The sequence below is a fragment of the Modestobacter lacusdianchii genome (assembly GCF_054177765.1).
This window is the reverse complement of record NZ_JBJJTJ010000010.1, coordinates 128,290-154,970: the sequence shown is the minus strand read 5'-3', so window position 1 is coordinate 154,970 and position 26,681 is coordinate 128,290. Positions and strand designations below refer to the sequence as shown.

Sequence of the window (26,681 nt, the reverse complement as noted above, 5' to 3'; positions counted from 1 at the left end):
TGGTCGCCGCCGAACTCAACGGCCGACCCCGCCAGACCCTCGGCTGGCGAACCCCCGCCGAAGCCCTCAACGACCTACTCTCACCACCTCAACCAACAGGTGATGCAACGACCGCTTGAACTCACCTCACCTGATCACCGACTGTCCCCCTGCACCAGCGTTGGTGCGGGGGGACAGTCGTCGGTGCAGGGGGACGGCGGGGGACGCCGCGCGGGGGACACTGACCCGGTGAGCTTCATCTTCGGCGGCGTCCGCGGCCACGAGGACCCGGAACTGGCGGCCGGCAACCGCCGCACCCGGATGCACTACGCCCGCGACGTCAACGACGAGCGCGCGCTGGCCGACGAGCGGCCGGCCATCCGCCGCGGGCGGAACTGGACCTGGCTGGCGGTGGCGGTGGCCGTCATGTCTGTGCTGGCCCTCGCCGGCGGGCGCGGCCCGCAGGACGTGCCGCTGACCGCCGACTGCGACCAGCCGGCGATCGCCGTGGAGTCCAGCCTGGTCACCGCGGGGCAGCCACTGCGGTTCCGGCTCACCGGCCCGGACGACGTCGACTACCTCGTGACCCTGGACGGCGCACCAGTGCGCGGGGACGCCGGCGGGACGGTGGCCTACACCGAGACCCCGGCCGGTCCGACGTTCCAGCTGGCGCAGTGCCTGAGCCCGACCCTCCGGCTGGCCACCCCGGCCGGCGACGGCCCGCACGAGCTGGCCGCGTCCCGGGTGGCCGCCGACGGCACGACCGAGGTCGTCACCGCGGTCACCCTCACGGTCACCGGCACCCGGTAGACCCCGGTCGGCCGCAGGCCCGCCCGGCGACGGGAGGCCCCACCGGGCGACCTGCGGGGAGTCCAGGGGGGCGGCACGGTAGACATCCCCCGTGCTGCTCCACCTGCGGGTCACCGTGCCGGCCGACCGCACCGACGCCGTCACCGACCTGCTCGACGCCTGTCCCGGCGTCGCACACCTCGCCGTGCTGCCCGCCGCCTCGTTGCGCCCGGCCGGTGACGTGTTCCTCGTCGACGTGGCGCGGGAGTCCGCCGACTCCCTGGTCAACGGACTGCGCCGGCTGCGGGTCGACGTCGACGGCGGCATCGCCATGGAGGCGGTGGACGCGGCCGTCTCCCGGATGGCCGAGGACGCCGAACGCCGGGCGCCCGGCGACGGGACCGACGCCGTCGTGTGGGAGCAGGTGGTGCGCACCACCGACACCGACGCCGCCCTGTCGGTCTCCTACCTGGCGTTCCTCACCATCGCCACGCTGCTGGCCACCGTGGCGATCGTCAACGACTCGGCGGTGCTGCTCATCGGTGCGATGGTGCTCGGCCCGGAGTTCGGTCCGCTGGCCGCGCTGGCCGTGGGCCTGGTGCACCGCCGGCGGGCGATGGCCCGCCGGGCGCTGGTCTCGCTGGCGGCCGGCTTCGCGGTCGCGATCGCGGTCACGGCGCTGGCCGTGCTGGCCGCCCGCGGGCTGGGCTGGTTCGGCCCCGAGCTGCTGGCCGAGGAGCGCCCGGCCACCGGCTTCATCACCCAGCCCGACCGGTGGTCGGTGGTGGTGGCCGTGCTGGCCGGGGTGGCGGGCGTGCTGTCGCTGACGTCGGCCCGCTCCGGGGCGCTGGTCGGCGTCTTCATCTCGGTGACCACCGTGCCGGCGGCCGGTGACATGGCGCTGTCACTGGCGCTCGGTGGCGGCACCGAGTTCCGCGAGGCGACCACGCAGCTGGCGATCAACCTGGTCGGCATCGTGTTCGCCGCGCTGGTGACGCTGGCCGTGCAGCGGGCGCTGTGGCACCGGGTGCCGGCCACGGCGCCCCGGGTCCGGGCGGTCGGCCGCGCCCACCACTGACCCGCTCCGCGGCGATCGCGCCGGGGTGGAGCAGGATGGTCGGACGTGACCCGCTCCGCCACCCCCGCCCACGCGACGAGCCGCCGGGGCCTGGTCCTGGTCGGGACGGCGATCGTGCTGACCGGCTTCAACCTGCGCACCGCGGTCAACAGCGTGGGCCCGGTGCTGGAGGAGATCGAGCACGGCCTGGGCATCTCCTCCGGGCTGGCCGGGCTGATCACCAGCATGCCGCTGATCTGCTTCGCGCTGATCGGCTTCGCCGGGCCCCCGCTGGCGGCCCGGTTCCGCGACGGGCACGTGCTCGCCGCGGCGCTGCTGGTGATGACCGTCGGCCTGCTGCTGCGGGTGGCGGTGCCGAGCATCTGGGTGTTCCTCGTGGGCACCGTGGCCACGATGGTCGGCGGCGCGCTGGGCAACGTGCTGCTGCCCGGGCTGGTGAAGCGCTGGTTCCCCTCCCGCACCGGCCTGCTGGTCGGCGCGTACAGCACGGCGCTGGCGATCGGCGGCGCGGTCGCCAGCGTCTCGACCGCCCCCATCGCCGAGGCGGTCGGCGCCGACGGGTGGCGCTGGGCGCTCGGCGTCTGGGCGGTCTTCGCCCTCGTCGCCGCGCTGCCCTGGCTCGCCGTCCCGGTGCGGCCGGGAGCCTCGCGCGGCGGGCACACCGCCGTCCGGCTGCGCGCGCTGGGCCGCAGCCGGCTGGCCTGGACGATGGCCGCCTTCTTCGGGCTGCAGGCCATGCAGGCCTACGTGATCGTCGGCTGGACGGCGCAGTACCTGCGCGACCAGGGCATGTCCGCGCACGCGGCCGGCTTCCTGGTCGGGCTGAACGCGCTGATCGTCATCCCGCTCAACGCCGTCGTCCCGCTGGGGGCGGTGCGCCAGCACCTGCAGCGGCCGATGCTGCTGGCCTTCATCGCCTGCTACCTGGCCGGCTGGACCGGCCTGCTGGTGGCCCCGCTGACCCTCACCTGGCTGTGGGTCTGCCTGCTGGGCCTGGGCATGGGCACCTTCGCGATGATCCTGGCGCTGTTCGGTCTGCGGGGGCGCACGCCGGAGTCGGTCGGTGCGCTCTCCACCGTCGCCCAGGGCTGGGGGTACGCCCTGGCCGGCGTCGGCCCGCTGCTCGTCGGCCTGCTGCGCGGGCTCACCGGCGGCTACACCGGCATGTTCGTGCTGGTCTACGCCGGCGTCGGCCTGCTGCTGGTCACCGGCTGGGCGATCTGCCGGGAGCGGTACGTCGACGACGAGGTGCCCGGGGCTGTCGTCCCGGCCGACCGCCCCATCCCCGACCGCGCCGTGCCCGGGCGGGACGACGAGGTGGAGGTCGCCGGCGCGGAGCCCCCGGTGGCCCTGCGCCCGCGCGAGTAGCCGGCCGCTCAGGCGGAGAGCTGGAGGGCGCGCTTGAGCTCGGTCGCGCGGTCCCGGCCCACGTGCGGGGAGCGGGTGAGCAGGGCGACGGCGACCACGTACTCGTCGTCCCCGGCCCAGCCGTGGCCCTCGGCGGTGAGCCGGGCGATGTGCTCGCGCACCTTGGGCTCGCGGCTGTAGGCGCCGAACTCCAGGCCCATCGCCAGGAAGTTCACCACCCGGTAGCCCAGCTCGGCGGCGGTGTCCAGGGTGGCCGCGGGGTCGGAGTAGCTGGGCAGGGCGACCAGCAGGTGGTCGAAGCCCGCCTTGAGCAGCCGGAGCACCAGGTCGTTGCCGTACCAGCCGCCCCACAGCTCGGGCATCATGATGTCGCCGTCCGGCGCGGGGATGTAGGGCGGGTTGGCGATCACCGTCGAGACGCTGCGGCCGCTCGGGGAGTCGGCCCAGCCGAAGAAGTCGCCGTGCTCGACGGTGTACCGGTCGGCGACGTCGAGGCCGCTGATCGTCTGCCGGGCCCGCTCGACCGAGGTCGCGCTGATGTCGGTGCCGTGCACCCGCAGGCCGGGCACCGCCCGCACCACGTGCGCGATGGCCCGCGCGTCACCGCTGCCGAGCTCCGCCACGCCCTCGCTCTGCCAGGGCACCACCGACGCGTACTGGGTGAGCAGCAGCTGCACGGAGAACGCGTAGTGCGCCGACTCCTCGGCGCAGTCGAAGAAGCCGTCCACGACGTGGTTGCCCGACGGCGGGGGCAGCAGAACAGCGGTGTCCCGGGGGTCCATGCCGACCTCCCTACCCCGCTGCGCGCTCCGTCACCCGGCGCCGACGCACCGTTCACCCGCTGGTGCGCCCAGCGTCGCCCGGGGACGGCTCAGGACGGCGGGGTCGCCGGGTCCGCGCGGCGGGTGTCGGCGCGGCTGAAGTTGCGGAACGAGCGGGACGGCGTGGGCCCCCGCTGGTCCTGGTAGCGCGAGCCGTAGACGGCCGACCCGTAGGGGTGCTCGGCGGCGGAGCTGAGCTGGAACAGGCACAGCTGGCCGATCTTCATCCCCGGCCACAGCGTGATCGGCAGGTTCGCCACGTTCGACAGCTCGAGGGTGATGTGCCCGGTGAAGCCCGGGTCGACGAAGCCGGCGGTCGAGTGGGTGAGCAGCCCGAGGCGGCCCAGCGACGACTTCCCCTCCAGCCGGGCGGCGAGGTCGTCGGAGATGCGCACGACCTCCAGCGTCGAGCCGAGCACGAACTCGCCCGGGTGCAGCACGAACGGGTCGTCCCCGGTCGGCTCGACCAGGGTGGTCAGGTCGTCCTGCTGCTGGGCCGGGTCGATGTGGGTGTACCGGGCGTTGTTGAACACCCGGAAGAACCGGTCGAGCCGGACGTCGATGCTCGAGGGCTGCACCATCGCGGGCTCGTAGGGCTCGATGCCGAGCCGTCCGGCGGTCAGGGCGGCACGGATGTCGCGGTCGGACAGCAGCATGGCGCGGAGTCTAGGGACCACCTGGCGACGGCGGCCGTCGTCCCGTCCACCCGGCCGTCGGACTGCCGATGACGAGGGGGCACCCGCCCGAACTCCAGCGCACAGAAGGGGGCGAGATGGTCACGACACGGCCGGCGCCCGACGAGGCCCGACCGAGGCGGCAGGTCGTCCGACCGACCGGCGTCGAGCGGACGTTCTCCGCCGACGAGCTCATCGTCTCCAAGACCGACACCCGGGGCGTGATCAGCTACGCCAACGACGTCTTCCTGCGGGTCAGCGGCTACGACCTGGACGAGGTCCTGGGTCAGCCGCACAACATGATCCGGCACCCGGAGATGCCCAAGGCGGTGTTCAAGCTGCTGTGGGACACCCTCGCCGAGGGGCAGGAGGTCTTCGCCTACATCGACAACCTGGCCGCCGACGGCGCCAACTACTGGGTGCTCGCACACGTGACGCCGTCCTTCGGCGCCGACGGGCGGGTGGTCGGCTACCACTCCAACCGGCGCCGCCCCTCGGCCCGCGCGGTGGCCGCGGTGCGACCGCTGTACGCGCAGCTGGTCGCCGAGGAGCGCCGCCAGCCCAACGGCCGGGCCGCGGTCGAGGCGTCGAGCCGGCTGCTGGGCGAGCTGGTGGCACAGCAGGCGTCGTCCTACGAGGAGTTCGTGTGGTCGGTCATCGGGGAGGAGGAGCTGTGAGCCCGCGTCGCCGTGCCGAGGGCCAGCTGAGCGCGGCCGCGGAGCTGGAGGTCTACCGGGCCTTCGTCAAGCAGCTCGTGGCGGCGTGCGAGAGCGCGGCCGCCGGCGACCTGGAGGCGCGCAGCCGCCCGGTGCCGGGTTCCTGCGACGTCCCCGAGCTCGTCGCGCTGCACAACAGCGTCAACCGGGTGCTGGACGTCTCCGACGCGTTCGTGCGCGAGGCCGGTGCGGCGCTGACCTCGGCGGCCGAGGGCCGCTTCCACCGCCGCCTGCTGCTGACCGGGCTGTCCGGTGCCTACCGCCGGGGAGCCGAGGTGATCAACACCGCCCGCGCCGCGATGCGGGAGTCGGCGGCCCGGGTGGCCGAGGCGCAGACCTCCCGGCTGCGGCTGGCCGACGAGTTCGAGACCGTCGTGCTCGGGATGAGCGAGCAGGTCGCGACGGCGTCCACCGAGCTGTCCGCGTCGGCGCACGGGCTGACCGCGGCCGCCACGGCGGCCAGCGCCGAGGTGTCCGCCGCCCGCGGCACGATCGACTCGCTGACCCGCTCGTCGGCGGAGATCAAGGGCATCGTGGCGATGATCGACTCGGTCGCGGCACAGACCCGGCTGCTGGCGCTCAACGCCACCATCGAGGCGGCGCGCGCCGGCGAGGCGGGCAAGGGGTTCGCCGTGGTGGCCTCCGAGGTCAAGGACCTCGCCGACGAGACCGCCCGCTCGACCGAGCGGATCACCGCCCAGGTGGAGTCCATGCGCACCGCGTGCGACGACGTCGCCGCCGGCATGAGCACCGTGGGGACGACGGTGGCGGAGATGAACGGCCTGGTCGACGGGATCGCCGCCGCGGTGGACGGCTCGGCGTCGCTCGGCCCGGCCGGGGACACCACCGGGCTGTCCCGGATGGCGGAGAAGCTGCGCACCGAGATGACCGGCTTCCTCGCCGAGATGCGCAGCTGACCCACCGCTGAGCGCGGCCGGCCGCTGGTCACCCGATGGGGCGAACCGCGGCCGGCCTGCTCCAGCGCGGCCGCCGGAACGCCGATGCCCTCCCGTCGAGCGCCCTCTCCGGGCGCGGGTGGAGGAGGACCGGATGGGTCTCGTGCGGACCAGCAGTCGGCAGGTGCGTGCCGTCGCCGTGGTGGCGGCCGCGCTCACCGGGTTCGGCGGCGCCGCCGCGGTCGACGCGATGGCCGGACGTGACCTGCCGATCGCCGAGGCCGACGGTTTCGGCGAAGGCGACGGACTCATCCGTTATGTGGTCACCGCCGCCAGTGGCGAGGCCACGCCCGAACTGCTCGCCACCCTGGACGGCACCGCCGGGGTCGAGTCTGCTCAGCCGCTCCCCGACGGGACGGCGCTGGTCGCCGCAGACGGGCTGCCGCCCGCAGCCTTGCGCTCGGTCCCCGGCGTCGCCGATGTCGAAGTGTCACCTCCGGTGCCGGTGCTGGGGTGGGTGAGCGATCCCTATGCCGCGCAGTACGGCTGGAACCTCGAGAACGACGGCACCAACGTGTACCAGCAGGCGGCCACGGCTGACGCGGATGTCGACGTCACCGACGGTTGGGCCGCATCGACCGGGCGGGGCATCGTGATCGCGCTGACCGACACCGGCTTTGACTCCGATCACCCCGACCTGGTCGGCTCGCTGTGGAACAACCCGGACCAGCCGTGCGGCTCCACCGACACCGACGGCAACGGCCTGGCTGGCGACTGCCACGGTTGGAACTTCTACACGGAGACCGCGGACATCGACAACGGCGCCGGCGGCTCGCACGGTGCCTCGGTGGCCGGGGTGCTGGGTGCCCGGGCCAACAACGGCGTTGGCTCGGCCGGCGTCGCCCCGCAGGTCAGCATCATGCCCCTGGTGATCGGCGGTGGGGGCCACGTCGACGCCAACCTGGGTGCAAAGGCGATCCGCTACGCCGTCGACCACGGCGCCACCATCGTCAACGCCTCCTGGGGCGGCCAATTCGCCGGCCAGCCGCTGGACAACCTGAAGTCGGCGATCGCGTACGCAGCGAGCAAGGGCGTGCTCGTCGTCGCCGCGGCCGGGAACGACGCGGCCAACCGGGACACGTCGATCCTCTACCCGGCGAGCCTGCCCGATGCCAACATCATCACCGTCGGCAGCTCGAACGCCGTCGACGGCGTCTCGGACAGCTCCGCCTACGGGGCGGCCATGGTCGACCTGTTCGCGCCCGGCAACAAGGTCGCGACCACGTGGAACGACGGCGGCATGCGGACGGTGTCCGGCACCTCGATCGCCGCACCGCACGTCGCAGCCGCGCTCGCCCTCTACCGGAATGAGATGCCCAGCGCGACCGCAGCAGAACTGAAGACCGCTCTGCTGGAGGACGTGGACCCGGTCCCGGTCTTCGCCGGGAAGTCGGTGACCGGCGGCCGGCTCACCCTGCGCCACCTCGCGCCGCCGCCGGCTGATCGCGTCGACTACCTGTTCAGCAGCATGACCAGCCCAGCGGGCACGGTCACGCCGGTCGTGCGCACCACCGGCCCCGACAGCCCCGGCACCTACGCCGTCACCGTCGGGCTCGGCATGGAGCACGCCGGTGAGGTGTGGGCTCTGGCGGACACGCCGATCTCGCTGTCCGGAACGTCCCTCACCACGGACGACGCCGGCACGGTCACCTTCCCGCTCGGTGCGCTGAGCACCGCGAGGAGCCTCACCCTGTCGCCCTCGGTCGAGCTCGGCGACGGCCGGTACGCGCTGAGCGTCCAGCTGACCAAGGACGGCAGGGCGCTGGGTCGCCCCTACGCTGCGCCGCTGCTGGTCGGCACCGCCGTTCCCGCGCCCGGCAGCCCGACGCCGGGCACGACGCCCGGCGACCCGACCCCGGGCACGACCGGCCCCGGCAACGGCACCACGCCGCCCGGCACGACTACGCCCGGCAGCCCGACGCCGGGGGCAACCGACCCGGACAGTGACACCACGCCGCCCGGCACCACGCCGCCCGGCACGACGCCACCCGGCACCCCAGCCCCCGGCACGACCGAGCCTGGCAGCGACACCACCCCACCGGGCACGGAGGACGGCACGCCCGTCCCCGGGAGCACCACGCCGGTCCCCGACCAGGACTCCAGCCCGGTGCCCACGCCCGATGGCGGGACCGACCCGGCACCGGGGGACGGCACCGTCCCCAACACCCCAGCGGGGAGTACGCCGCCCGGGACAACTCCCGACGGGGGCACCACGCCGGACACCACGGTGCCGGCGCCCGGCACGACGCAGCCCGGCACCGACCCGGATGACGAGCCGGGCGAGGAGACTCCGCCGGTGGTCACCTATCCCGAGGTGGGGCCGTTCGGGCTGACCAGCGTCTCGCCGTCCGTGGTCGGCACAGACGGGGGGACCCGAGTCACCATCACCGGGACCCGCGTGCCCGACCAGGTGCGGGTGCTGGTCGGCGCGACGGGCTCCGCGACGGTCGTGCGGTCCGACGACACCTCGATCGTCTTCATCGCCCCGGCGTTGGTGGCCGGCATCTACGACGTCTCGGTGTTCAGCCCGGGCGTCGCGGAGCCGACCGTGCTCGCGGGCGGACTCCGATACGTCGACGACCCCGACGTGGCCGCGCCGGACCAGAACTCCGGGACCGATGCTCCGGGAGACGACACCGATGGAACGGGTGGTGACTCGGCGCTGCCGACCGAGGCGGTGGGTCCCGATGGCCAGCGGCTCGTCCGTTCGGCAGCGTTCGGTTCGCTGGGGACGTCGTTCTGGTCGCTGAGGTGCAGCATCAGCTGCACCGGTGTGCAGTTGTGACCAGCTGAGACGCAGTCGCCCCCGACCGGGTACCGGTCGGGGGCGACGGTCTTGCTAGGCTGTCCACACAGGTCACTGGCCTGACGCGGGTGTAGTTCAATGGTAGAACATCAGCTTCCCAAGCTGACAGTGCGAGTTCGATTCTCGTCACCCGCTCTCCTCCTCCGGGCACTCCCGCTGCGCCGCACGCGCCGCTCGGCGACGCTGGCCCGGTGAGTTCCTCCCCCGCGGTCCGCACCGTCCCGACGGCTGACCTCTCCCCCGCCGAGCTCGACCGGCTGCGCACCTTCCTGGACACCGCCTACGCGGGCCGCTTCGGTGACGACGACTGGTCGCACGCGCTGGGCGGCGTGCACGTGCTCGCCACGGTGGACGGCGAGCCCGCGGGGCACGCGGCGGTCGTCGTCCGGCAGCTGATCGTCGGCGACACCACACTGCGCACCGGGTTCGTCGAGGCGGTCGCCACCGCCTCGCCCCTGCGCCGCCGCGGGGTCGGGACGGCGGTGATGGCCGAGGTCGAGCGCCTGGTCCGCGGCGGCTTCGAACTGGGCGCGCTCGCGGCGAGCGAGGACGGCGCCGCCCTCTACGCCCGCCGGGGCTGGCTGCGCTGGACGGGGCAGACCGCCGCCCTCACCCCCGACGGCATCGTCGACAGCCCGGACGAGGCGGTGTTCGTGCTGTCCACCCCGGCCACCCCGGCGCCGCTGGACACCGCCGTCCGGCTGGTGTGCGACTGGCGCCGCGGCGACCTGTGGTGACGCCGGCCCGGGGGTGGGCACCCCGGGCCGGCGACGACCTCAGGCAGCCTTCGTGCCGACCATGCCGTGCGGGTCGATCACGTACTTCTTCGCCGCACCGGAGTCGAAGTCGCGGTACCCCTGCGGCGCCTCGTCCAGCGAGATGACCGTGGCGTTGACCGCCTTGGCGATCTGCACCTTGTCGTTGAGGATCGCCTTCATCAGCCCGAGGTTGTAGCGCATCACCGGGCACTGCCCGGTGGTGAACGAGATCGACTTCGCCCAGCCGGTGCCCAGGCTCAGCGACAGCGCGCCGACCTTGGCAGCCTCGTCGATGCCGCCCGGGTCACCGGTGACGTAGAGCCCCGGGATGCCGATCGCACCGCCGGCAGCGGTGACCTCCATCAGCGAGTTGAGCACCGTCGCCGGGGCCTCCTTGCCCGCGCCCTCACCGTGGCCACGGGCCTCGAAGCCCACCGCGTCGACGCCCGCGTCGACCTCGGGCACGCCGAGGATCTGCTCGATCTGGTCCTGCGGTGCCCCCTTGGAGACGTCGACGGTCTCGCAGCCGAAGCTGCGCGCCTGCGCCAGCCGCTGCTCGACGAGGTCGGCGACGATCACGACGGAGGCGCCCAGCAGCTGGGCGCCGACGGCCGCGGCGAGCCCGACCGGGCCGGCGCCGGCGATGTACACGGTCGACCCGGGCTTCACCCCGGCGGTGACCGCCCCGTGGAAGCCGGTCGGGAAGATGTCCGAGAGCATGGTCAGGTCCAGGACCTTCTCCATCGCCTGGTCCCTGTCCGGGAACTTCAGCAGGTTCCAGTCGGCGTAGGGCACCGTCACGTACTCGGCCTGCCCGCCGACCCAGCCGCCCATGTCCACGTAGCCGTAGGCCGCACCAGGGCGGGCCGGGTTCACGTTCAGGCAGATCCCGGTCTTGCCCTCCTTGCAGTTGCGGCAGCGGCCGCAGGCGATGTTGAAGGGCACCGAGCACAGGTCGCCGACCTCGATGAACTCGACGTCGGGGCCCTTCTCGACGACCTCGCCGAGGATCTCGTGGCCCAGCACCAGGTTCGGCGGGGCCGTCGTCCGGCCGCGGACCATGTGCTGGTCGCTGCCGCAGATGTTGGACGTGACCACCTTGAGGATCACGCCGTGGTTGAGCTTGCGGCCCACGTTCGCCGGGTTCACCCCCGGCCCGTCCAGCAGTTCCAGCTTCGGGTAGTCGGTCTCGTGCACCTCGACCTTGCCGGGCTCGATGTACGCAACGCCTCTGTTGCCGGCCATCTGGCAGCTCCTCACCTCGCGGGACCGTGTCTGGGTCGCACCGCCCTCCGGCGTCCGGCTCCTCTCGTCTCATGCGGTGGAGGGCATGCGACCCGAGTGTGCTCCAGGTCACCGGCCGGTGCCCAGCGTCGTCCGACGATGCGGACCACCCCCCGTTGCCGTGAGACGTGGCCCACTCCTACGGTTCGCTGGCACCCAGATGATCAGGAGCCTGCGATGAAGAAGCTCATCAACGACCCGGCCGACGTCGTCGACGACGCCCTCCGGGGCATGGCCGCCGCCCACCCCGACCTGCGGATCGACCCCGCGCACCGGATCGTCTTCCGCGGCGACGCCCCCGTGGCGGACAAGGTGGGGCTGGTCTCCGGCGGCGGCTCCGGTCACGAGCCGATGCACGGCGGCTTCGTCGGCATGGGCATGCTCGACGCGGCCTGCGCCGGCGAGGTGTTCACCTCGCCCGTGCCCGACCAGGTGGTCGCCGCCACCCAGGGCGTGGACGTCGGCGCCGGCGTGCTGCACATCGTGAAGAACTACACCGGCGACGTGATGAACTTCGAGATGGCCGCCGAGCTGGTCGCCGCCGAGTCGGGCACCGAGGTCGTCTCGGTCGTCACCGACGACGACGTCGCCGTCACCGACAGCCTCTACACCGCCGGACGCCGCGGCGTGGGCGTCACCGTGCTCGTCGAGAAGCTGGCCGGCGCCGCCGCCGAGCAGGGCCGCCCGCTGGCCGAGGTCGCCGAGGTGGCCCGCCGGGTCAACGGCCAGGGCCGCAGCATGGGCATGGCGCTCACCTCCTGCACCGTGCCGGCCGCCGGCAGGCCCACCTTCGACCTGCCCGCCGACGAGATGGAGCTGGGCGTCGGCATCCACGGCGAGCCCGGCCGGCGCCGGGTGCCGCTGGCCCCGGCCCGCGAGGTCGCCGAGATGCTGCTGGAGCCGGTGCTCGCCGACCTGGACTTCACCGGCGGCGACGGGGTGCTCGCCTTCGTCAACGGACTGGGCGGCACCCCGCTGCTGGAGCTCTACGTGGTCTACGCCGAGGTGCAGGCGGTGCTGGCCAAGGCCGGCGTTCCGGTGGCCCGCTCGCTGGTCGGCTCCTACATGACCAGCCTGGAGATGGCCGGCTGCTCGATCACCCTGCTGAAGGTGGACGACGAGCTGATCCGGCTCTGGGACGCCCCGGTGCGCACCCCGGCGCTGCGGTGGGGGGTCTGAGCATGGCGCTGGACACCGACGCCCTGGGCGCCTGGGTGCGCGAGTTCGCCCGCGCCGTCCGCGAGCACCGCGACGAGCTGACCGAGCTCGACTCGGCCATCGGCGACGCCGATCACGGCACCAACATGGACCGCGGGATGACCGCCGCGGTCACCGCCCTGGACGCCACCCCGCCGGCCGATGCCGCAGCGCTGCTGAAGACCGTGGCGATGACGATGATCAGCAAGGTCGGGGGCACCAGCGGCCCGCTGTACGGCACGTTCTTCCTCCGGATGTCCGGCGCACTCGACGACGGCTCCCCGGCCGCCTTCGCCGCCGCCTTCCGGGCCGGCGTCGAGGGCGTGGTGGCCCGGGGCAAGGCCGAGCCCGGGGACAAGACGCTGCTCGACGCACTGCTCCCGGCCGCCGACGCGCTCACCGAGGCGGTCGGCGCCGGGCAGGAGCTGGACGCCGCCCTGCGCGCAGCCGCCGACGCCGCGGGGCGGGGCCGCGACGCGGTGACGCCGTCGGTCGCCCGCAAGGGCCGGGCCAGCTACCTGGGTGAGCGCAGCGCCGGCCACGTCGACCCGGGGGCCGCCTCCGCCGTCCTGCTGGTCGAGGCCGCCGCGACGACCCTGGCGAGGAGCTGACCGTGGCGCAGGTGGGGATCGTCGTCGTCTCGCACAGCCGGCCGCTGGCCGAGGCCGCGGTCGAGCTGGCCCGGCAGATGCTGCCCGGCTCCACCGTGCCGATCGAGGTGGCCGCCGGCACCGACGACGGCGGGCTGGGCACCGACGCGGTCGCCGTCTCCGCCGCCATCACCGCGGCCGACTCCGGCGACGGTGTCCTCGTGCTGATGGACCTCGGCAGCGCGGTGATGTCGGCCGAGACGGCGCTGGAGCTGCTCGACGACGACGTCCGGGCCCGGGTGCTGCTCAGCGCCGCGCCGCTGGTCGAGGGCCTGGTCGGCGCGGCCGTGGTCGCCGCCGGCGGCGCCGACCGCGACCGGGTCGCCGCCGAGGCCCTCCGCGGCCTGGCCCCGAAACAGGCCCACCTGGGCTGAGCGCTCCGGCGCCGGGCGGGTTGCCGCACGGCGGGTTGAGCCGGGTGAGCTGACGGTGAGCCGAGTCGTGGCGCGGCTCAACGTCAGCTCACCCGGGTTGACCCAGCCGGCGACAGGCCAGCCGACGTGGCAGCCGGTCCACTCGGGCGGATCCGCCGCGCTCAGGCCGGGAGCAGGAGGGTGGCGTAGAGGGTCAGGCCGGGGCCGAACGCCATGGCCACGATCGGGCCGTCGACGTGGGCGAGCTCCTCGAGCACCAGGAGCACGGTCGCCGACGAGCAGTTGCCGTGCTCGGCCAGCACCTTGCGCGAGGCGGTCATCTGCTCCTCGGCCAGCCCCAGCTCGTCCCGGACGACGTCCATGATCCGCGGGCCGCCGGGGTGCACCGCCCAGCCGGCGACGTCCTCGATGCGCAGGCCGGCCCCGGTGAGCAGCTCGTCGACGACGCCACCGACGTGCCGGGACAGCACGTCGGGCACCTTCGGCGACAGCCCCATCCGGAAGCCGAGGTCGGTGACGTCCCAGGTCATGTGGTCGGCGGTGGCGTGGTCGGTGCGGGCGACCATCCCGGCGACCCGGCGGCCCTTCCCGGCGCCGGGCTCGACGACGACCGCGGCCGCGGCGTCGCTGAACAGCGCGTGGGTGACCACCTGCTCCAGGTCGGCGACGGTCGGCTGCACGTGCAGGCTGGTGAGCTCCAGGCACAGCAGCACGGCCGGACGGGACCGGGCCGTCACGAAGTCGCTGACCGCGGCCAGCCCGGGGAGCGCGGCATAGCAGCCCATGTGGCCGACGAGCAGCCGCTGCAGCCCCAGCGGCATGCCGAGGTCGCTGGACAGCCGGATGTCGATGCCCGGTGTCGCGTAGCCGGTGCAGGTGGCCACGGCGAACTGCCCCACGTCACCCGGCGCCAGGCCGGCCGCGTCCAGCGCGGCGGCGACCGCCTGCTTGCCCAGCGGCATCGCCTCGGTGACGAAGCGCTCCATCCGCGCCCCGGTGCCCCACTGCGACACGTCCTCGTCGACGGGGTTGACCACCGCGTGCCGACTGCTGACACCGGCGCCGCGGAACACCCGCTCGGCGGCCCGCAGCCCGGCGTACCTCTCGGCGAAGTACCCGTCCCAGACCTCGCCCTGCTCGTACCGGGCGGGCAGGGCGTGCCCCGCGCCGGTGACGACGGCGGCGGTCACCAGGCCGTTCCCGGCGCGTGCGGGGCCACGGGACGGCTGTCGCTCATGCCCCGACGGTACGTGCGGACCCCGTCGTCCGCCGCTCGGCTGCGGGCACCGGGCTCTTGGTGGCCGTGCCGGCGAAGAGGATCCCGGTCCACGGCATGGTCCGCATCCGCACGCCCTCCCGCCGCCCGCGCCGCCAGGCGACCAGGTCGCGGACCGAGGGGCGCAGGCCGACCAGCCGCAGGTCCAGGCCGAGCCCGCGGGCGGTGGCCAGCAGCTCACGGCGGTCGACGAACAGCGCGGGGTCGTGGATGCCCGGGGGTGGTCCGCCGGGCAGCCGCTCGGCGATCCGCACGGCCACCAGCGGGGCGAGCCGGGAGGCCGCGATCGAGTCGATGACCAGCAGGCCCCCCGGCTTGAGCAGCCGGGCGCTCTCGGCCAGCACCTGACCGGGGTCGGCGACGTGCTCGAGGATCTCCCCGGCGGTCACCACGTCGGCGCACCCGTCGGCCAGCGGGACGGCGAGCACCGACCCGCGGACGGCGGAGACCCCGTGCCGGCGGGCGATCTCGAGCCCCGCGCGGCCGATGTCCACGCCGACGTGCCGGTACCCCAGCCGCTGGACGTGCGGGGCCATCAACCCGCCGCCGCAGGCCAGGTCGACCAGCACGGCGTCAGGGGTGGCCGCCGGCGGCACGTGCCCGGCCCGGGAGGCGGCGATCCACTGCAGCATCGCGAACCCCCCGCGAGGGTCCCACCACTGGTCGGCCAGCTGGTCGTACTGCGCGGGGTCGTTGCGCTGCACGCCGCGGACGCTACTTCTTCTTCAGCGGGTCGTGGCCCCAGTTCATCAGCGAGTACCGCCACCGCGACGTCTCGACGTCCTCCTTGGCCGGCTCCTGCGCCAGGTGACGCTGCACGTAGCCGTGCACCTTGCGCATGTGCGCGAGGTCGTCGTCGGTGAGGTCGGCCTTCTTCGTGTGCAGGAGCTGCACGATCCGCCGGCCCGACTCGTGCCCGGTCGACTCCCCCGACCCGCCGCTCTTCTGCCCGACCGACTGGGACTCCTCGGTGCCCAGCCACTCCTCCAGCTCGCCGGCGGTCATGTTCACCGCCTCACCGAACTCGCGGCGGATCGTGTCGGCGTCCTCGGCCTCGTGCTCGGGCATGATCGTCTCCCCGGGTGTCGGTCGGCTGCGCCTGCGGTACCGCAGGCAGGTGGCGGAGAAACGGAGCGACGCCGAGCGGTCGGCGCAGGCCCGCGGGGAGAGCCCCGACGCGGTGCTGGACCGCAACGTCAACGAGGTGCTGCAGGAGATCCGGGTGGCGATCACCGCCGTCCAAGTGCTGTTCGCCTTCCTGCTGACCCTGCCGTTCCAGTCCCGCTTCGCCGACCTGGGCACGTTCGGGACGACGGTCTACGCGGTGACGATGATCAGCACCGCCCTGGCCACGGTGGTGCTCATCGCCCCCGTGTCCTTCCACCGGATGCTGTTCCGGCGGCGGCAGAAGGCCGCGATCGTCCAGTTCGCCGACCGGTCGCTGGTGGTCGGGCTGACCCTGCTGCTCACCGGCATCACCAGCGCGGTGCTGCTGGTGCTGGACGTCGTGCTCGGCCGCGGCCCGGCGGTCGTGGTCTGCGCCGCCGTCGTCGTCATCGGGCTGGTCACCTGGTACGGGTTGCCGCTGCGGCAGCGGGCCACCCGGCCCTCCTAGGCTGCCTCCCGTGGTGATCACCGGGAGCACGCCGTGTCCGTGACCGTGGTGGGCAGCCTCAACGAGGACGTCGTGGTGACCGTCGACCGGCTGCCCGGCCGGGGCGAGACCGTCGTCGGCTCGGGGGTCGCGGTGCTGCCCGGCGGCAAGGGCGCCAACCAGGCGGCCGCGGCCGGCCGGCTGGGCACCGGCGTGCACATGGTCGGCCGGGTCGGCGACGACCCCGCCGCCGGCCGGCAGCTGGCCGCGCTCGCCGACTGCCGGGTGAACGTGGGCCGGGTGCACCGCACCCCCGGCGCACCCACCGGGACGGCGACGATCCCGGTGGAGGCCGACGGCGGGGAGAACCTGATCGTCGTGGTGCCCGGGGCCAACGCCGAGCTCACCCCGGCCGACGTGGACGTCGAGTCGGTCCACCGGGCCGGGGTGCTGCTGCTGCAGCTGGAGACCCCGCTGGCCACCGTGCAGGCCGCCGCCACGGCGACCCGGGGCACCGTCGTCCTCAACCCCGCGCCCCCGCAGCCGCTGCCGGCCGAGCTGCTGGCCCGGGTCGACGTGCTGGTGCCCAACGAGCCGGAGCTGCGCCGGCTGGCCGGGGCCCCCGACGGCGACCTGACGCTGCCCGACCTGGCCGGGCTGGCCCGCGGGCTGGCCGCCACCGACGTGGTGGTCACCCTCGGCGCCCGGGGGGCGCTGGTCGTGCCGGGGGCGGGCCCGGCGCTGCTGCAGGCGCCACCGCCGGTGCGCCCGGTGGACACCACCGGGGCCGGGGACTGCTTCTGCGGGGCACTGAGCAGTGCGCTCGACCGGGGTGAGGCGCTGGCCGACGCGGTCCGCTACGCGGTCACCGCGGCTGCGCTCTCCACGACCGGGGCCGGCGCCCGGGGCGCGCTGCCCGACGACGACGCCGTCCGGGCCCTGCTGCCGGACACCCCTGCGGCGACCGACGTCGGCTGAGGCCGGCGGGGCGATGGTTGCCGCCGCGCGGGCCGGGGCACGGGGCGGACATGACCGAGAACACCGGGCACACCCCGCACTCCGAAGAGCCCGCCGAGGGCAAGACCGACGCCGAGCAGCCGGACTCCGGCCGGACCCCGCACCCCCAGGAGCCGGCCGAGGGCGGCGCCGAGCAGGGCACGGACCCGGAGAACCGGATCAGCGAGGTCTGACCTCGCATCGGAGCCGGCACCGGCCTGGCCGCGTCAGGGGCGGCCGGTGCCCGGCTCCGCCGGGTCCGCCGGTGCCGGCACCGGCTCGGCCGGGGGCGTCGCGGCCGGCGGGGGCTCGGGCGCAGGGGCCGGCGGGCGGTCCGGGGCGCGCGGCGCCCGGCGTGGCGGCGCGGTGGGTGGTCGGACCGGGGTACGCCCGGGCTGGATGGGCACGGCCGGGACGCTAGTGGAGGCGCCGCGGGGCTGGGCGGGCCGGTGTGGCAGGGCCGACGTCGACGGCTGGTCGTCCCAGGGTGATACTGATTGTGACGACCATTCCCAGTAGCTGCCCCAGTGAGGACCGCCGTGCCCCGCCTTGCCCTCTCCCGCCGTCCGGCGCTCACCGCGCTGGCCGCCACCGCCACGCTGACCCTGGCCGCCTGCGGCGGCTCCAGCGGCGCCGGCACCACGACGAGCGAGGCCGACGCGGACAGCTGCCCCGGCGAGGTGCTCGACGTCGTCGTCTCGGTGAGCCAGTGGGGCTCCGTCGTCGAGCAGCTGGGCGGTGACTGCGCCAACGTCACCACCGTGCTCGCCTCCTCGGCGGTCGACCCGCACGACTACGAGCCGACGACGGCCGACATCGCCGCCTTCGGCGACGCGGACCTGGTCGTGCTCAACGGCGCCGACTACGACCACTGGGCCGCCGACGCGGCCGCCACCGCCGACTCCGACCCGGTCGTGGTCGACGCGGCCGAGGTGGTCGGCATCGAGACGGGGGAGCACGCCGAGGGCGAGCACGCGGAGGGCGAGGAACACGCCGAGGGCGAGGAGCATGCGGAGGGCGAGGAGCACGCCGAGGAGGAGGGGCACGCCCACGGTGGGGTCAACCCGCACCTGTGGTACTCCCCCGAGTACGTCCAGGACGTCGCCGCCGAGGTGACCGCGCAGCTCAGCGAGCTCTCCCCCGACGCCGCCGACCACTTCACCGAGCAGGCACAGGCCTGGGAGTCCGACCTGCAGCCCTACCTGGACGAGGTGGCGAGCCTGCAGTCCGCCGCCGCCGGGCGTTCCTACGCCGCGACGGAGAGCGTGTTCCAGTACACCGCCGAGGCGATCGGCCTGACCGACGCCACTCCCGAGGGCTACCGGGAGGCCGCCAGCAACGAGGCCGACCCCGCGCCCGGCGACGTCGCCGCCTTCGAGACGGCGCTGTCCGACGGCTCGGTCGACGTGCTGGTGTACAACTCCCAGACGGAGGGCAGCGTCCCCGAGCAGCTGCGCGCCGCCGCGGAGTCGGCCGGCGTGCCGGTCGTCGAGGTCACCGAGTCGGCGCCGGACGGGGAGCAGTCCTTCGTGTCCTGGCAGCTGGACCAGCTGCAGCAGCTCTCGAACGCACTCGGTGGGGGTCAGTGACCGACGTCCCGACGACCGACCCGGCCGCCGCGCGGCCACCGGCACTCGTCCTCGACGACGTGTCGGTGGTGCGCGGCGGCCGTGTCGTGTGGTCCCAGGGCACGCTGCGGGTGCCCACCGGCGCCGTGGTCGGGGTCATCGGCCCGAACGGGGCCGGTAAGACCACCCTGTTCCAGCTGCTCCTCGGCATGCTCGCACCGGCCGGCGGCCGCCTCGAGGTGCTGGGCCGCACCCCCCGCCGCGGCGACCGCCGGATCGGCTACGTGCCGCAGAACTACACCGCCGCGCTCGGCGAGGCGGTGCGCGCCCGCGACCTGGTCATGCTGGGCCTGACCGGCGGCCGTTTCGGGCTGCGCCGCGCCTCCGCCGCCGAGCGGGCACGGGTGGACGACGCGCTGCGCCGGGTCGGCGCGCAGGACTACGCCGACCGGCGGATGTCGGAGCTCTCCGGCGGCCAGCAGCAGCGGGTCGCCATCGCCCAGGCCATCGTCGACGACGCGGAGCTGCTGCTGCTCGACGAGCCGCTGGCCAACCTCGACCTGCGCAACCAGCACGAGGTGGTCGAGCTGCTCGCCGAGCTCACCGCCGAGGGGCGGGTCACGGTGATGATCGTCGCCCACGACCTCAACCCGCTGCTGCCCGTGCTCACCGACGCCGTCTACCTGCTCGACGGCCACCCGCACCACGACCCGATCGACGCCGTCGTCACCGAGGACCTGCTCACCCACCTGTACGGCACCCCGGTCCGGGTGGTGCGCACCGCGCAGGGCGATCTCTTCACGCGGGGCGGTTGAACCGTGGTCACCTTCCAGGACAACTGGCTGCAGGTGCTGCAGACGACGTTCATGCAGCACGCCCTCATCGGCGGGTCGATGGTCGCGCTGGCCGCCGGGCTGATGGGCTGGTTCGTCGTCACCCGGCAGAACGCCTTCGCCGCCCACGCACTGGCCCACATCGGCTTCCCGGGCGCGACCGGCGCGATCCTGGTCGGCGCCCCGGTGACGCTGGGCCTGGCGGTGTTCTGCGTCGGCGGTGGGCTGCTGATCGGGCTGTTCGGCAAGCGGGTCGCCGACCGCGAGGTGGCCACCGGCACGATCCTGGCCTTCGCCACCGGCCTGGGCGTGCTCTTCGCCTCGCTGGCCACCGCGAACGCCAGCAGCACCACCTCCGTGCTGTTCGGCAACCTGCTGGCGATCTCCACCGAGCAGCTGTGGGTCTTCGGCGGGTTCACCGCGGTCGTCGTCGGCGTGCTCGCGGTCATCGCCCGCCCGCTCGTCTTCTCCTCGGTCGACGCCACCGTCGCCGAGGCACGCGGGGTCCCGGTCCGGGCACTGGGCGTGGCCTTCGTCGTGCTGCTGGCGCTCACCATCACCATGGCCGTGCAGGTCGTGGGCACGCTCCTGCTCTTCGCGCTCGTGGTGACCCCGGCGGCGGCGGCCCTGCGGATGACCGCCCGGCCGGGGCTGGTCGCCGTGATCGCGGTGCTCATCGCTCTGGGCAGCGTCTGGCTCGGGCTCGTCCTCTCGGCGATGGTCAACCTGCCGCCCAGCTTCTTCGTCACGACCCTCGCCGTCCTCACCTGGGTGGTGACCCTCGTCGTGACCCGGGACCGCGCGCCGCGCGAGAGCACCGCCCCGGTGCTGGACGTGCCCCGGCTGGTCTCCGAGCGGACCGGGTGACCGACGTCTCACGCCCTGACGGGGGTCCACCCGGTCGGGGGCTGTTTTCGCCCCGCTGACCGGGGGAAGGTCGCACCCATGCACGTAGACGACCGCGACCAGCAGACCGACGACGCCCGCACCCCCCTCACCGGCCACGAGCAGACCGCGCAGCAGGTGGTCGCCCGGATGCTGGCCAACCCGCGGCGGGTCCGCCGCACCTGATCGACGGCGGGGAGTCCCACTCGTCCCACCCATCCCCGCTGCCCCCGAGCGCCTCTCCCGCCCCGGACGTGCTGGTCAGGGGCCCGTGCACCTCGGCGTGCCGCGAACCGCTCCGTCACGCCGTGCTGCACGATCGGGTCGTGACCGCCGCAGCCCTCCCCCTGCACACGTCCGAGGACGGTTCCGCCCCGGCCCGCCGCACTCGCGCGGAGCGCCAGGAGATCGTCCTGGACACCGCGGAGCGCCTGTTCTCCGCCCGCAGCTCGCGCAGCGTCGGCATGGACGAGCTGGTCCGCGAGACCGGGCTGGGCAAGATGACGGTGTACCGGCTCTTCAAGAGCAAGGACGACCTGGTCGGCGCCTACCTCTCGCGCAAGGCCGCCACCGTGCTGTCCTACATCGACGCGGAGCTGATCCGGCTCCAGGGCGACCCCCGCGCCGCGCTGCTCTCCGTGGTCGACGCGGTCGAGCGGGACGTCACCCGCACCGGCTTCCGCGGCTGCCCGTTCACCAACGTCAGCAGCGAGTACGACGACCCGCAGCACCCGGCCCGCAGCGCGGCCGCCGACTACAAGTACGAGCTGCACATGCGGCTGCTCGGCCTGGCCGGCGAGCTGGTGCCCTCGGGCGCCGAGGACCTCGCGGCGCAGGTGCACCTGATCATCGACGGCATGTACCTCTCCGGTGGGCTGCTGGGCCCCGACGGCCCGGCCTCGCACGGCCGGCAGCTGGCCGAGAAGCTGATCGACACCGCCATCCGGGACGCCACCGCCTGACCGCGGCCCCCTGCCGGGTCGGCGACGCACGACGAGCGGGGCGGCGCGGCCGGCCGCACGATGGACCGGTGACCGACCGCTCGCGCCCCGACCTCGACGACGACACCGTCACCGCCCTCGGCAAGCTGTCCGAGGCCCTGGAGACCGTGGAGCAGGCCCGCGGCCTGCTGTACGGCTTCCACCAGCTCACCGGCAAGGCCGACCTGCTGCTGCAGGACGCCGTCTCCGGCCTGCGCGAGGCCGGGCACACCGAGCTCGCCGACGACCTCGACCGCGACCTGGTCGGCCGGAACGTGATCGCCGACCGGTGGACCTTCCAGGTCGTCGAGGACTACGACGCGAACTACTGGTCCACCTTCCGGGCGTTCGACCAGCGCGCCCGCGACGAGCTCTCCGGCGGCGACCGGCACGTGTTCGAGGCGCGGATGAAGCAGCGCGAGCGGACCGCCGGGCACCCGCGCCACGAGGCCGGCCCGGTGCTGGACGACTGAGGTCGCCACCGCGCCGCCCGGGCACGACACTCGGGCGATGACGACCGCAGGCAACGAACCGCGAGACGACCGGGACGTCGAGCCGCTGGGCGGCGCGACCTCGCCTCCACCGGGCGACGACGACGCCGACGGCATGGCCGGCCCGGTCTTCCCACCGCCGGAGACCGAGCCCGACGCCCGTCGGGACTGACCCACCCCGCGATGCCCCCGGTGCATGCCCTCTCGGGATCACGGGCATGGGCAGCGGACGACGTCCACGTGAGGAGTGCAGCGATGAGCGATCCCGGCGGCAGCGACCGCATCCAGCAGGACGTCCCTACCGCCTCGGGGACGGGCGACAACAGCGACCTGGGCACCGGCGCCGAGGACACGGACGAGACCGGCACCCGGGAGGGCGTCCCGCTGACCCGGGAGGCGGCGCTGGAGCGGGACGCGGCCAGCGACGACCTCCAGCCCGAGCGCGCCACCACCGAGCCCTCCCTGGCGCAGCGCGCCGACCCGTCCTGATCCCCGATCGAGAGGCCACCCCATGACCGAGCCCACCAGCAGCGGCTACCACGACTCCCCGGCCACCTCCGACCCCGAGGGCGACCTGGTCGACGGCACCCCGGGGCACGACCGCGGCGACGGCGGCGAGAAGGACACCGTCCTGCTCACCGACGACGAGGCCCAGCGCGAGGACTCCGTCGCCCGCCCCGGCAACGACTGACGAAACACCCCGTGCCCCCCACCGCTCGCGAGCTCGCGGCGGGCCCCTGCACGGGGCCGAGGCGTGGGGGGCGAGGGGGTCCTTCCTCAGATCCAGCCGTGCCGGCGCGCGGCCTCCACGGCGGCGTGCCGGTTCGGCGCCCCCAGCTTCGCCGCGGCCGCCGAGAGGTAGTTGCGCACCGTCCCCGGCGACAGGTGTGCCCGGGCGGCGATCTCCTCCACCGGCGCACCACCGGCGGCCAGCTCGAGCACGTCGGCCTCCCGCGGGGTGAGCGGGCTGTCCCCGGCGCTGATCGCCTCGGCCGCCAGCTCGGGGTCGACGTAGCGGCCACCGCGGTGCACCGTGCGCACCACCTCGGTCAGCACGGCCGCGCTCACGGTCTTGGGCAGGAAGCCGCGCACCCCCGCCTCCAGTGCCCGCTTCAGGTGCCGGGCCGGCCGTGGCCGGTGACGATGACCAGCCCGCAGCCGGGCAGCACCGTGGTCAGCTCCGCGGCGACGCTGATCCCGTCGCGGTCGGGCATCTGCAGGTCCAGGACGGCGACGTCCGGCCCCTGCGCCCGGGCCATGGCCAGCGCCTCCGCGCCGGACGACGCCTGGGCGACCACCTCGACGTCGTCCTCCAGGCCCAGCAGCGCGGCGAAGGCCGAGCGCACCAGGTTCTCGTCGTCGGCCAGCAGCACCCGGATGGCACCCTGCCCCCCGACCGACGCGCCCCCGATCACACTGTGCCCCCGTCCGGCAGCGTGGCGGTGAGGCAGAACCGGTTGCCGTCCCGGGCGGTGCCCAGCGACCCGCCGGCCCCGGCCAGCCGCTCCTGGAGCCCGGCGAGGCCACTGCCCGACCCCGCCTGGCCGGCCGACCCGGCCGGCACCCTGTCGTTGGTCACCGTCAACCGGACCTCCCCGCCTCCGCGTGCCAGCACGATCGCGCACTCGGCGGCAGCGCTGTGCCGCAGCACGTTGGTCACCGCCTCGCGGACCACCCAGCCCAGCGCCGCCTGCACCGGCTCGGGCAGCGAGCCGGCGTCGTCCTCACCCTGCACCGTGCAGGCCACCCCGGCCGCCCGGAGCACCGAGCGCGCCCCGGCCAGTTCACTGGTCAGGTCGGTGCTGCGGTAGCCGCGGACCACCTCGCGCACCTCCCGCAGCGACTCCTCGGCGATCCGGTGGATGTCGGCCACCTCGTCGGCCGCCTCCGGCCGGGACCGGCGGACCAGCTCACCGGCCAGCTGGCTCTTGACCGCGATCGCCGACAGGTTGCGGCCCATCACGTCGTGCAGGTCCCGGGCGAACCGCAGCCGCTCCTCGGCCACCGCGAGCTGCACCTGCACACCCCGGGTGCGGTCCATCTCCACCACCACGTCGAGCACCCAGACGGAGAACCGGAAGGCCAGGACGACGCCGAACACTGCGACCGCCAGTGCGCCGCCCTGCGCGGCGGCCGCGGCCGCCGGGCTGCCGGCGAGGAAGCTGGCGAACCCGCTCAGCACGCCGATCGTGATCGCGTGCGGGCTGAGCTGCCGCGTGGTCCACGCCGTGGAGCACGCCGTCAGCACCATCCCCAGCGGCAGCGCCACCGACCAGGGGACGGCGGCGTTCAGCTCCTGCCCGTCGCTGCTGAAGGCCCACACCCCGGCGGCGGCGGTCACGCCGGCGGCGATGAACGCGGCGAGCACCGGACCGCGGGGCAGCTCGTCACCGCGGCGGTGCGCGGCGAGCCCACTGCGGGTCACGACGATGCCCCCGGCCGCGGCGACGACCGAACCGGCCAGGAACAGCGTCACCGGGCCCCGCGGCGCCGGGCCGGCCGCTGCGCCCAGCACGGCGAGGGCGAGCAGCGGGAGCATCGCCAGGTACCCGTAGAAGGACCAGCGCGTGTAGAGGTCCAGCCGCTGCGGGGCGCTGCGGCTCCTCCACCAGCGCGAGACGGTCGGCACGGCGGTCATGCTGCCGTACCGTGCGGGCCGGCCCCGGCGCCCCGGCGCCGGGGCCGGCCGGCTCAGCGGCGGGGTGCCCACCGGAACCACCGGATCGCGGCGAGCGTGCCGAGCGTCAGCCACCCGGCCAGCACCGCGAGCGGGAGGAGCGCGGCGGTCCACGCCGCACCGCCGTCGACCAGCCGGCCGTCCCAGGTCACCCCGCCCAGGCCCAGCTGCAACAGCTCCACGACCGGGGTCACCGGCAGGAACCGGGCGACCGTCGCCAGTGCGTCGGGGAACGAGCTGAGCGGGGTGATCAGGCCGGACAGCGCCGTGGTGGGCAGCACCAACGGGAGAGTGGTGATCTGCGCGCTCTCCGCCGTCCGGGTGAAGACCGTGCTCACGGCGGCCAGCACCGTCATGAGCGCAGCCCCGCCGAGCACCGCGATCAGCGGCAGCACGGGGTCCACTGGTGCGCTCCACTCCCCGATGGCCACCACCCCGACCGCGACGAGGACGATCTGGCCGAGGGTGACGAGCAGGGTCGGGGCCGCCGTGCCGAGCAGCACCTCGGGCCCGGTCAGCTCACCGGTGCGCATTCGCTGCAGCACCAGTTCCTCGCGGCGGGCCACGTAGGTGGTGACCAGGTTGTAGTAGGTCAGGAAGACGAGCGTGACGCCGACGCCGGTGAGGATGAGCTGCGGCCCCAGCGGGACGTCGCTGGACAGCCCCAGCGCCGGGACGGCGGCCACCAGCAGCAGCGGCACGACGACGGAGTTCACCAGGGCGGTGCGGTTGCGCAGGAACAGCCGGTTCTCCCCGGCGGCCAGGGCGGCGACGCGGCGCACCCGGCTCGGTGGGGCGACGGGGCGGACGGGGGCGGTCGAGGCGGTCATCGCGGGGTCCTCTCGGAGCGGGTCGTGGGCTTCGGGCTGGTGGGCTCAGGGAGTCTCGGCGCCGGCGGCGACGGCGAGGAAGGCCTGCTCGAGCGAGGCGGCCCGCGCGTCGAGTGCGCGCAGCACGACCCGGTGCTCGGCGGCCCAGGCCAGCAGCTCGGCGAGCACGGGCTGCAGGGCGCGGGTGTGCCACTCCATCCGCGGCCGCTCGGCGACCACCTGGACACCGGCCGGCCGCGGCGGCTCGGGGGCGTCCTCGTCGAGGGTGAAGCGGATGGTGGCCGGCTGGGTCTCGGCGATCTCCTCCTGCGTCCCGGCCAGCACGATCTGACCGGCGCGCAGGACCGCCACCCGGTCGGCGAGCTCCTCGGCCTCCTCCAGGTGGTGGGTGGTGAGCACCACCGCGGCGCCCCCGGCGACCAGGTCGTGCACCAGCTGCCAGACCTGCCGCCGGCTCTCCGGGTCCAGACCGGTGGTCGGCTCGTCGAGCACGACCACGTCCGGGCGGCCGAGCAGCGCCAGGGCCAGGTCGAGCCGGCGCCGCTCCCCGCCGGACAGGCTGCGCACCCGGACGTCGGCGCGGCCGGTCAGCTGCACCTGTGCCAAGGCCTCGTCGACCGGGCGGGGGTCGGTGAGGGTGCCGGCCCAGGTGCGGAGGGTCTCGGCGACGGTCAGGTCGCCGGGCAGGCCGCTGAACTGCAGCAGCACGCCCAGCCGCGGCCGCACCCGGGCCCGGTCACGCACCGGGTCCGCGCCCAGGACGCGGACCGAGCCGCCACCGGCCGGGGCGAGCCCCTCCAGCACCTCCAGGGCCGAGGTCTTGCCCGCCCCGTTGACGCCGAGCAGGGCGAAGACCTCGCCGGGCTGCACCTCGAAGGAGATCCCGCGGACCGCCTCGAAGTCGCCGTAGCTCCGTCGCAGGTCCCGCACCTCGATCGCCGGGGCGGTGGCGGTGGGGGTGGGCACGGGCGGGGCAGTGGGCTGCACGGGGACCTCCTCGGTGCGCCGCCGGCCACCGTCGGGCCGGTCCGTCGGACGCACCCCTGACGGTGCCGCCGCCCACCGGCCGGCACAGGTGCCTGCCGTCACCTCTTCGCGGCG

Annotated in this window: 33 protein-coding genes and 1 tRNA gene; 23 read left to right on the top strand and 11 right to left on the bottom strand. The window is 74.7% G+C overall.

Annotation, left to right across the window (positions count from 1 at the left end):
• Positions 1 to 228: 228 nt before the first annotated feature.
• The 3 genes from ACJTNH_RS09930 (at position 229) to ACJTNH_RS09920 (ending at position 3,214) form a co-directional block, all read left to right on the top strand.
• Entirely contained in the window at positions 229 to 789 is a 561-nt protein-coding gene (locus tag ACJTNH_RS09930) for a hypothetical protein (RefSeq protein ID WP_458175112.1), read from the top strand.
• A gap of 91 nt (positions 790 to 880) precedes the next feature.
• Positions 881 to 1,846 carry a DUF389 domain-containing protein gene (locus tag ACJTNH_RS09925; RefSeq protein ID WP_458175110.1) on the top strand — a complete coding sequence of 322 codons (966 nt, stop codon included), beginning with the start codon at positions 881 to 883 and terminating at the stop codon, positions 1,844 to 1,846.
• A 45-nt stretch (positions 1,847 to 1,891) separates the two neighbouring features.
• Complete coding sequence (locus tag ACJTNH_RS09920; RefSeq protein ID WP_458175108.1) at positions 1,892 to 3,214, top strand: CynX/NimT family MFS transporter; 1,323 nt, start codon at positions 1,892 to 1,894, stop codon at positions 3,212 to 3,214.
• An 8-nt stretch (positions 3,215 to 3,222) separates the two neighbouring features.
• On the opposite strand, the gene ACJTNH_RS09915 is transcribed toward ACJTNH_RS09920, so the two are convergent.
• Both ACJTNH_RS09915 and dcd read right to left on the bottom strand, forming a co-directional pair.
• Positions 3,223 to 3,996 carry a methylase gene (locus tag ACJTNH_RS09915; protein WP_458175106.1) on the bottom strand — a complete coding sequence of 258 codons (774 nt, stop codon included), beginning with the start codon at positions 3,994 to 3,996 and terminating at the stop codon, positions 3,223 to 3,225.
• Positions 3,997 to 4,085: 89 nt separating this feature from the next.
• A complete protein-coding gene (gene dcd, locus ACJTNH_RS09910; RefSeq protein WP_458175104.1) occupies positions 4,086 to 4,691 on the bottom strand; it encodes a dCTP deaminase in 606 nt (201 codons plus the stop codon).
• A gap of 116 nt (positions 4,692 to 4,807) precedes the next feature.
• Here dcd and ACJTNH_RS09905 point away from each other — a divergent pair, with 116 nt between their 5' ends.
• The 5 genes from ACJTNH_RS09905 (at position 4,808) to ACJTNH_RS09885 (ending at position 9,924) form a co-directional block, all read left to right on the top strand.
• Positions 4,808 to 5,386 carry a PAS domain-containing protein gene (locus ACJTNH_RS09905; RefSeq protein WP_458175102.1) on the top strand — a complete coding sequence of 193 codons (579 nt, stop codon included), beginning with the start codon at positions 4,808 to 4,810 and terminating at the stop codon, positions 5,384 to 5,386.
• Positions 5,383 to 6,342, top strand: coding sequence for a methyl-accepting chemotaxis protein (locus ACJTNH_RS09900; protein ID WP_458175100.1), 960 nt, complete (start codon positions 5,383 to 5,385; stop codon positions 6,340 to 6,342). The genes ACJTNH_RS09905 and ACJTNH_RS09900 overlap by 4 nt, the downstream gene beginning before the upstream one ends.
• A 133-nt stretch (positions 6,343 to 6,475) precedes the next feature.
• The gene (locus ACJTNH_RS09895; protein WP_458175098.1) at positions 6,476 to 9,166 is read left to right on the top strand and encodes a S8 family serine peptidase; all 2,691 of its coding nucleotides are present in this window, start codon (positions 6,476 to 6,478) and stop codon (positions 9,164 to 9,166) included.
• A gap of 85 nt (positions 9,167 to 9,251) precedes the next feature.
• Positions 9,252 to 9,322 (top strand) — tRNA-Gly (locus tag ACJTNH_RS09890).
• Between the two features lie 56 nt (positions 9,323 to 9,378).
• Complete coding sequence (locus ACJTNH_RS09885; protein WP_458175096.1) at positions 9,379 to 9,924, top strand: GNAT family N-acetyltransferase; 546 nt, start codon at positions 9,379 to 9,381, stop codon at positions 9,922 to 9,924.
• A 39-nt stretch (positions 9,925 to 9,963) separates the two neighbouring features.
• Here ACJTNH_RS09885 and fdhA read toward each other — a convergent pair whose 3' ends face one another.
• Positions 9,964 to 11,190, bottom strand: coding sequence for a formaldehyde dehydrogenase, glutathione-independent (fdhA, locus tag ACJTNH_RS09880; protein WP_458175094.1), 1,227 nt, complete (start codon positions 11,188 to 11,190; stop codon positions 9,964 to 9,966).
• A 216-nt stretch (positions 11,191 to 11,406) separates the two neighbouring features.
• Here fdhA and dhaK point away from each other — a divergent pair, with 216 nt between their 5' ends.
• Genes dhaK through dhaM form a run of 3 tightly spaced genes read left to right on the top strand, consistent with a single transcriptional unit; the run spans position 11,407 to position 13,450 of the window.
• Complete coding sequence (gene dhaK, locus ACJTNH_RS09875; RefSeq protein WP_458175092.1) at positions 11,407 to 12,408, top strand: dihydroxyacetone kinase subunit DhaK; 1,002 nt, start codon at positions 11,407 to 11,409, stop codon at positions 12,406 to 12,408.
• Positions 12,409 to 12,410: 2 nt separating this feature from the next.
• The gene (dhaL, locus tag ACJTNH_RS09870; RefSeq protein ID WP_458175090.1) at positions 12,411 to 13,037 is read left to right on the top strand and encodes a dihydroxyacetone kinase subunit DhaL; all 627 of its coding nucleotides are present in this window, start codon (positions 12,411 to 12,413) and stop codon (positions 13,035 to 13,037) included.
• 2 nt (positions 13,038 to 13,039) lie between these two features.
• On the top strand, positions 13,040 to 13,450 hold the full coding sequence (gene dhaM, locus ACJTNH_RS09865) for a dihydroxyacetone kinase phosphoryl donor subunit DhaM (RefSeq protein WP_458175088.1): 411 nt from the start codon (positions 13,040 to 13,042) through the stop codon (positions 13,448 to 13,450).
• A 161-nt stretch (positions 13,451 to 13,611) separates the two neighbouring features.
• On the opposite strand, the gene ACJTNH_RS09860 is transcribed toward dhaM, so the two are convergent.
• Genes ACJTNH_RS09860 through ACJTNH_RS09850 form a run of 3 tightly spaced genes read right to left on the bottom strand, consistent with a single transcriptional unit; the run spans position 13,612 to position 15,794 of the window.
• Positions 13,612 to 14,640: a type III polyketide synthase gene (locus ACJTNH_RS09860; RefSeq protein ID WP_458175086.1), complete on the bottom strand. Its 1,029-nt coding sequence runs from the start codon at positions 14,638 to 14,640 to the stop codon at positions 13,612 to 13,614.
• A gap of 43 nt (positions 14,641 to 14,683) precedes the next feature.
• Positions 14,684 to 15,430 (bottom strand): methyltransferase domain-containing protein, encoded by a 747-nt coding sequence (locus tag ACJTNH_RS09855; protein WP_458175084.1) that lies wholly within the window; start codon positions 15,428 to 15,430, stop codon positions 14,684 to 14,686.
• A gap of 10 nt (positions 15,431 to 15,440) precedes the next feature.
• Positions 15,441 to 15,794 (bottom strand): DUF3140 domain-containing protein, encoded by a 354-nt coding sequence (locus ACJTNH_RS09850; protein ID WP_458175082.1) that lies wholly within the window; start codon positions 15,792 to 15,794, stop codon positions 15,441 to 15,443.
• Positions 15,795 to 15,843: 49 nt separating this feature from the next.
• On the opposite strand from ACJTNH_RS09850, the gene ACJTNH_RS09845 reads away from it, so the two are divergent.
• From ACJTNH_RS09845 to ACJTNH_RS09790, 12 genes are all read left to right on the top strand, one after another.
• Positions 15,844 to 16,341 carry a DUF6328 family protein gene (locus tag ACJTNH_RS09845; protein WP_458175080.1) on the top strand — a complete coding sequence of 166 codons (498 nt, stop codon included), beginning with the start codon at positions 15,844 to 15,846 and terminating at the stop codon, positions 16,339 to 16,341.
• A 33-nt stretch (positions 16,342 to 16,374) separates the two neighbouring features.
• Entirely contained in the window at positions 16,375 to 17,298 is a 924-nt protein-coding gene (locus ACJTNH_RS09840) for a ribokinase (protein WP_458175078.1), read from the top strand.
• 50 nt (positions 17,299 to 17,348) lie between these two features.
• Positions 17,349 to 17,510: a hypothetical protein gene (locus ACJTNH_RS09835; protein ID WP_458175076.1), complete on the top strand. Its 162-nt coding sequence runs from the start codon at positions 17,349 to 17,351 to the stop codon at positions 17,508 to 17,510.
• A 345-nt stretch (positions 17,511 to 17,855) separates the two neighbouring features.
• Positions 17,856 to 18,905: a metal ABC transporter solute-binding protein, Zn/Mn family gene (locus tag ACJTNH_RS09830; RefSeq protein ID WP_458175074.1), complete on the top strand. Its 1,050-nt coding sequence runs from the start codon at positions 17,856 to 17,858 to the stop codon at positions 18,903 to 18,905.
• Positions 18,902 to 19,699 carry a metal ABC transporter ATP-binding protein gene (locus tag ACJTNH_RS09825; protein ID WP_458175072.1) on the top strand — a complete coding sequence of 266 codons (798 nt, stop codon included), beginning with the start codon at positions 18,902 to 18,904 and terminating at the stop codon, positions 19,697 to 19,699. The genes ACJTNH_RS09830 and ACJTNH_RS09825 overlap by 4 nt, the downstream gene beginning before the upstream one ends.
• 3 nt (positions 19,700 to 19,702) lie before the next feature.
• The gene (locus tag ACJTNH_RS09820) at positions 19,703 to 20,584 is read left to right on the top strand and encodes a metal ABC transporter permease (protein WP_458175070.1); all 882 of its coding nucleotides are present in this window, start codon (positions 19,703 to 19,705) and stop codon (positions 20,582 to 20,584) included.
• A gap of 78 nt (positions 20,585 to 20,662) precedes the next feature.
• Complete coding sequence (locus tag ACJTNH_RS09815; RefSeq protein WP_458175068.1) at positions 20,663 to 20,788, top strand: hypothetical protein; 126 nt, start codon at positions 20,663 to 20,665, stop codon at positions 20,786 to 20,788.
• 140 nt (positions 20,789 to 20,928) lie between these two features.
• A complete protein-coding gene (locus ACJTNH_RS09810) occupies positions 20,929 to 21,564 on the top strand; it encodes a TetR/AcrR family transcriptional regulator (RefSeq protein ID WP_458175066.1) in 636 nt (211 codons plus the stop codon).
• Positions 21,565 to 21,632: 68 nt separating this feature from the next.
• Positions 21,633 to 22,055, top strand: coding sequence for a hypothetical protein (locus tag ACJTNH_RS09805; RefSeq protein WP_458175064.1), 423 nt, complete (start codon positions 21,633 to 21,635; stop codon positions 22,053 to 22,055).
• A gap of 37 nt (positions 22,056 to 22,092) precedes the next feature.
• On the top strand, positions 22,093 to 22,245 hold the full coding sequence (locus ACJTNH_RS09800; protein ID WP_458175062.1) for a hypothetical protein: 153 nt from the start codon (positions 22,093 to 22,095) through the stop codon (positions 22,243 to 22,245).
• Positions 22,246 to 22,328: 83 nt separating this feature from the next.
• Positions 22,329 to 22,562 carry a hypothetical protein gene (locus ACJTNH_RS09795; RefSeq protein ID WP_458175060.1) on the top strand — a complete coding sequence of 78 codons (234 nt, stop codon included), beginning with the start codon at positions 22,329 to 22,331 and terminating at the stop codon, positions 22,560 to 22,562.
• Positions 22,563 to 22,584: 22 nt separating this feature from the next.
• Positions 22,585 to 22,764 (top strand): hypothetical protein, encoded by a 180-nt coding sequence (locus ACJTNH_RS09790; RefSeq protein ID WP_458175058.1) that lies wholly within the window; start codon positions 22,585 to 22,587, stop codon positions 22,762 to 22,764.
• Between the two features lie 86 nt (positions 22,765 to 22,850).
• Here ACJTNH_RS09790 and ACJTNH_RS09785 read toward each other — a convergent pair whose 3' ends face one another.
• From ACJTNH_RS09785 to ACJTNH_RS09765, 5 genes are read right to left on the bottom strand one after another with little or no spacing between them, the layout of a single operon-like run.
• On the bottom strand, positions 22,851 to 23,165 hold the full coding sequence (locus ACJTNH_RS09785; protein WP_458175056.1) for a response regulator transcription factor: 315 nt from the start codon (positions 23,163 to 23,165) through the stop codon (positions 22,851 to 22,853).
• 20 nt (positions 23,166 to 23,185) lie between these two features.
• On the bottom strand, positions 23,186 to 23,446 hold the full coding sequence (locus ACJTNH_RS09780) for a response regulator (RefSeq protein ID WP_458175054.1): 261 nt from the start codon (positions 23,444 to 23,446) through the stop codon (positions 23,186 to 23,188).
• A 38-nt stretch (positions 23,447 to 23,484) separates the two neighbouring features.
• Positions 23,485 to 24,711, bottom strand: a complete 1,227-nt coding sequence (locus ACJTNH_RS09775) for a sensor histidine kinase (RefSeq protein ID WP_458175053.1) — start codon at positions 24,709 to 24,711, stop codon at positions 23,485 to 23,487.
• A 53-nt stretch (positions 24,712 to 24,764) separates the two neighbouring features.
• Positions 24,765 to 25,580 (bottom strand): ABC transporter permease, encoded by an 816-nt coding sequence (locus ACJTNH_RS09770; RefSeq protein ID WP_458175052.1) that lies wholly within the window; start codon positions 25,578 to 25,580, stop codon positions 24,765 to 24,767.
• Between the two features lie 45 nt (positions 25,581 to 25,625).
• The gene (locus ACJTNH_RS09765; RefSeq protein WP_458175051.1) at positions 25,626 to 26,567 is read right to left on the bottom strand and encodes an ABC transporter ATP-binding protein; all 942 of its coding nucleotides are present in this window, start codon (positions 26,565 to 26,567) and stop codon (positions 25,626 to 25,628) included.
• Positions 26,568 to 26,681: the final 114 nt, after the last annotated feature.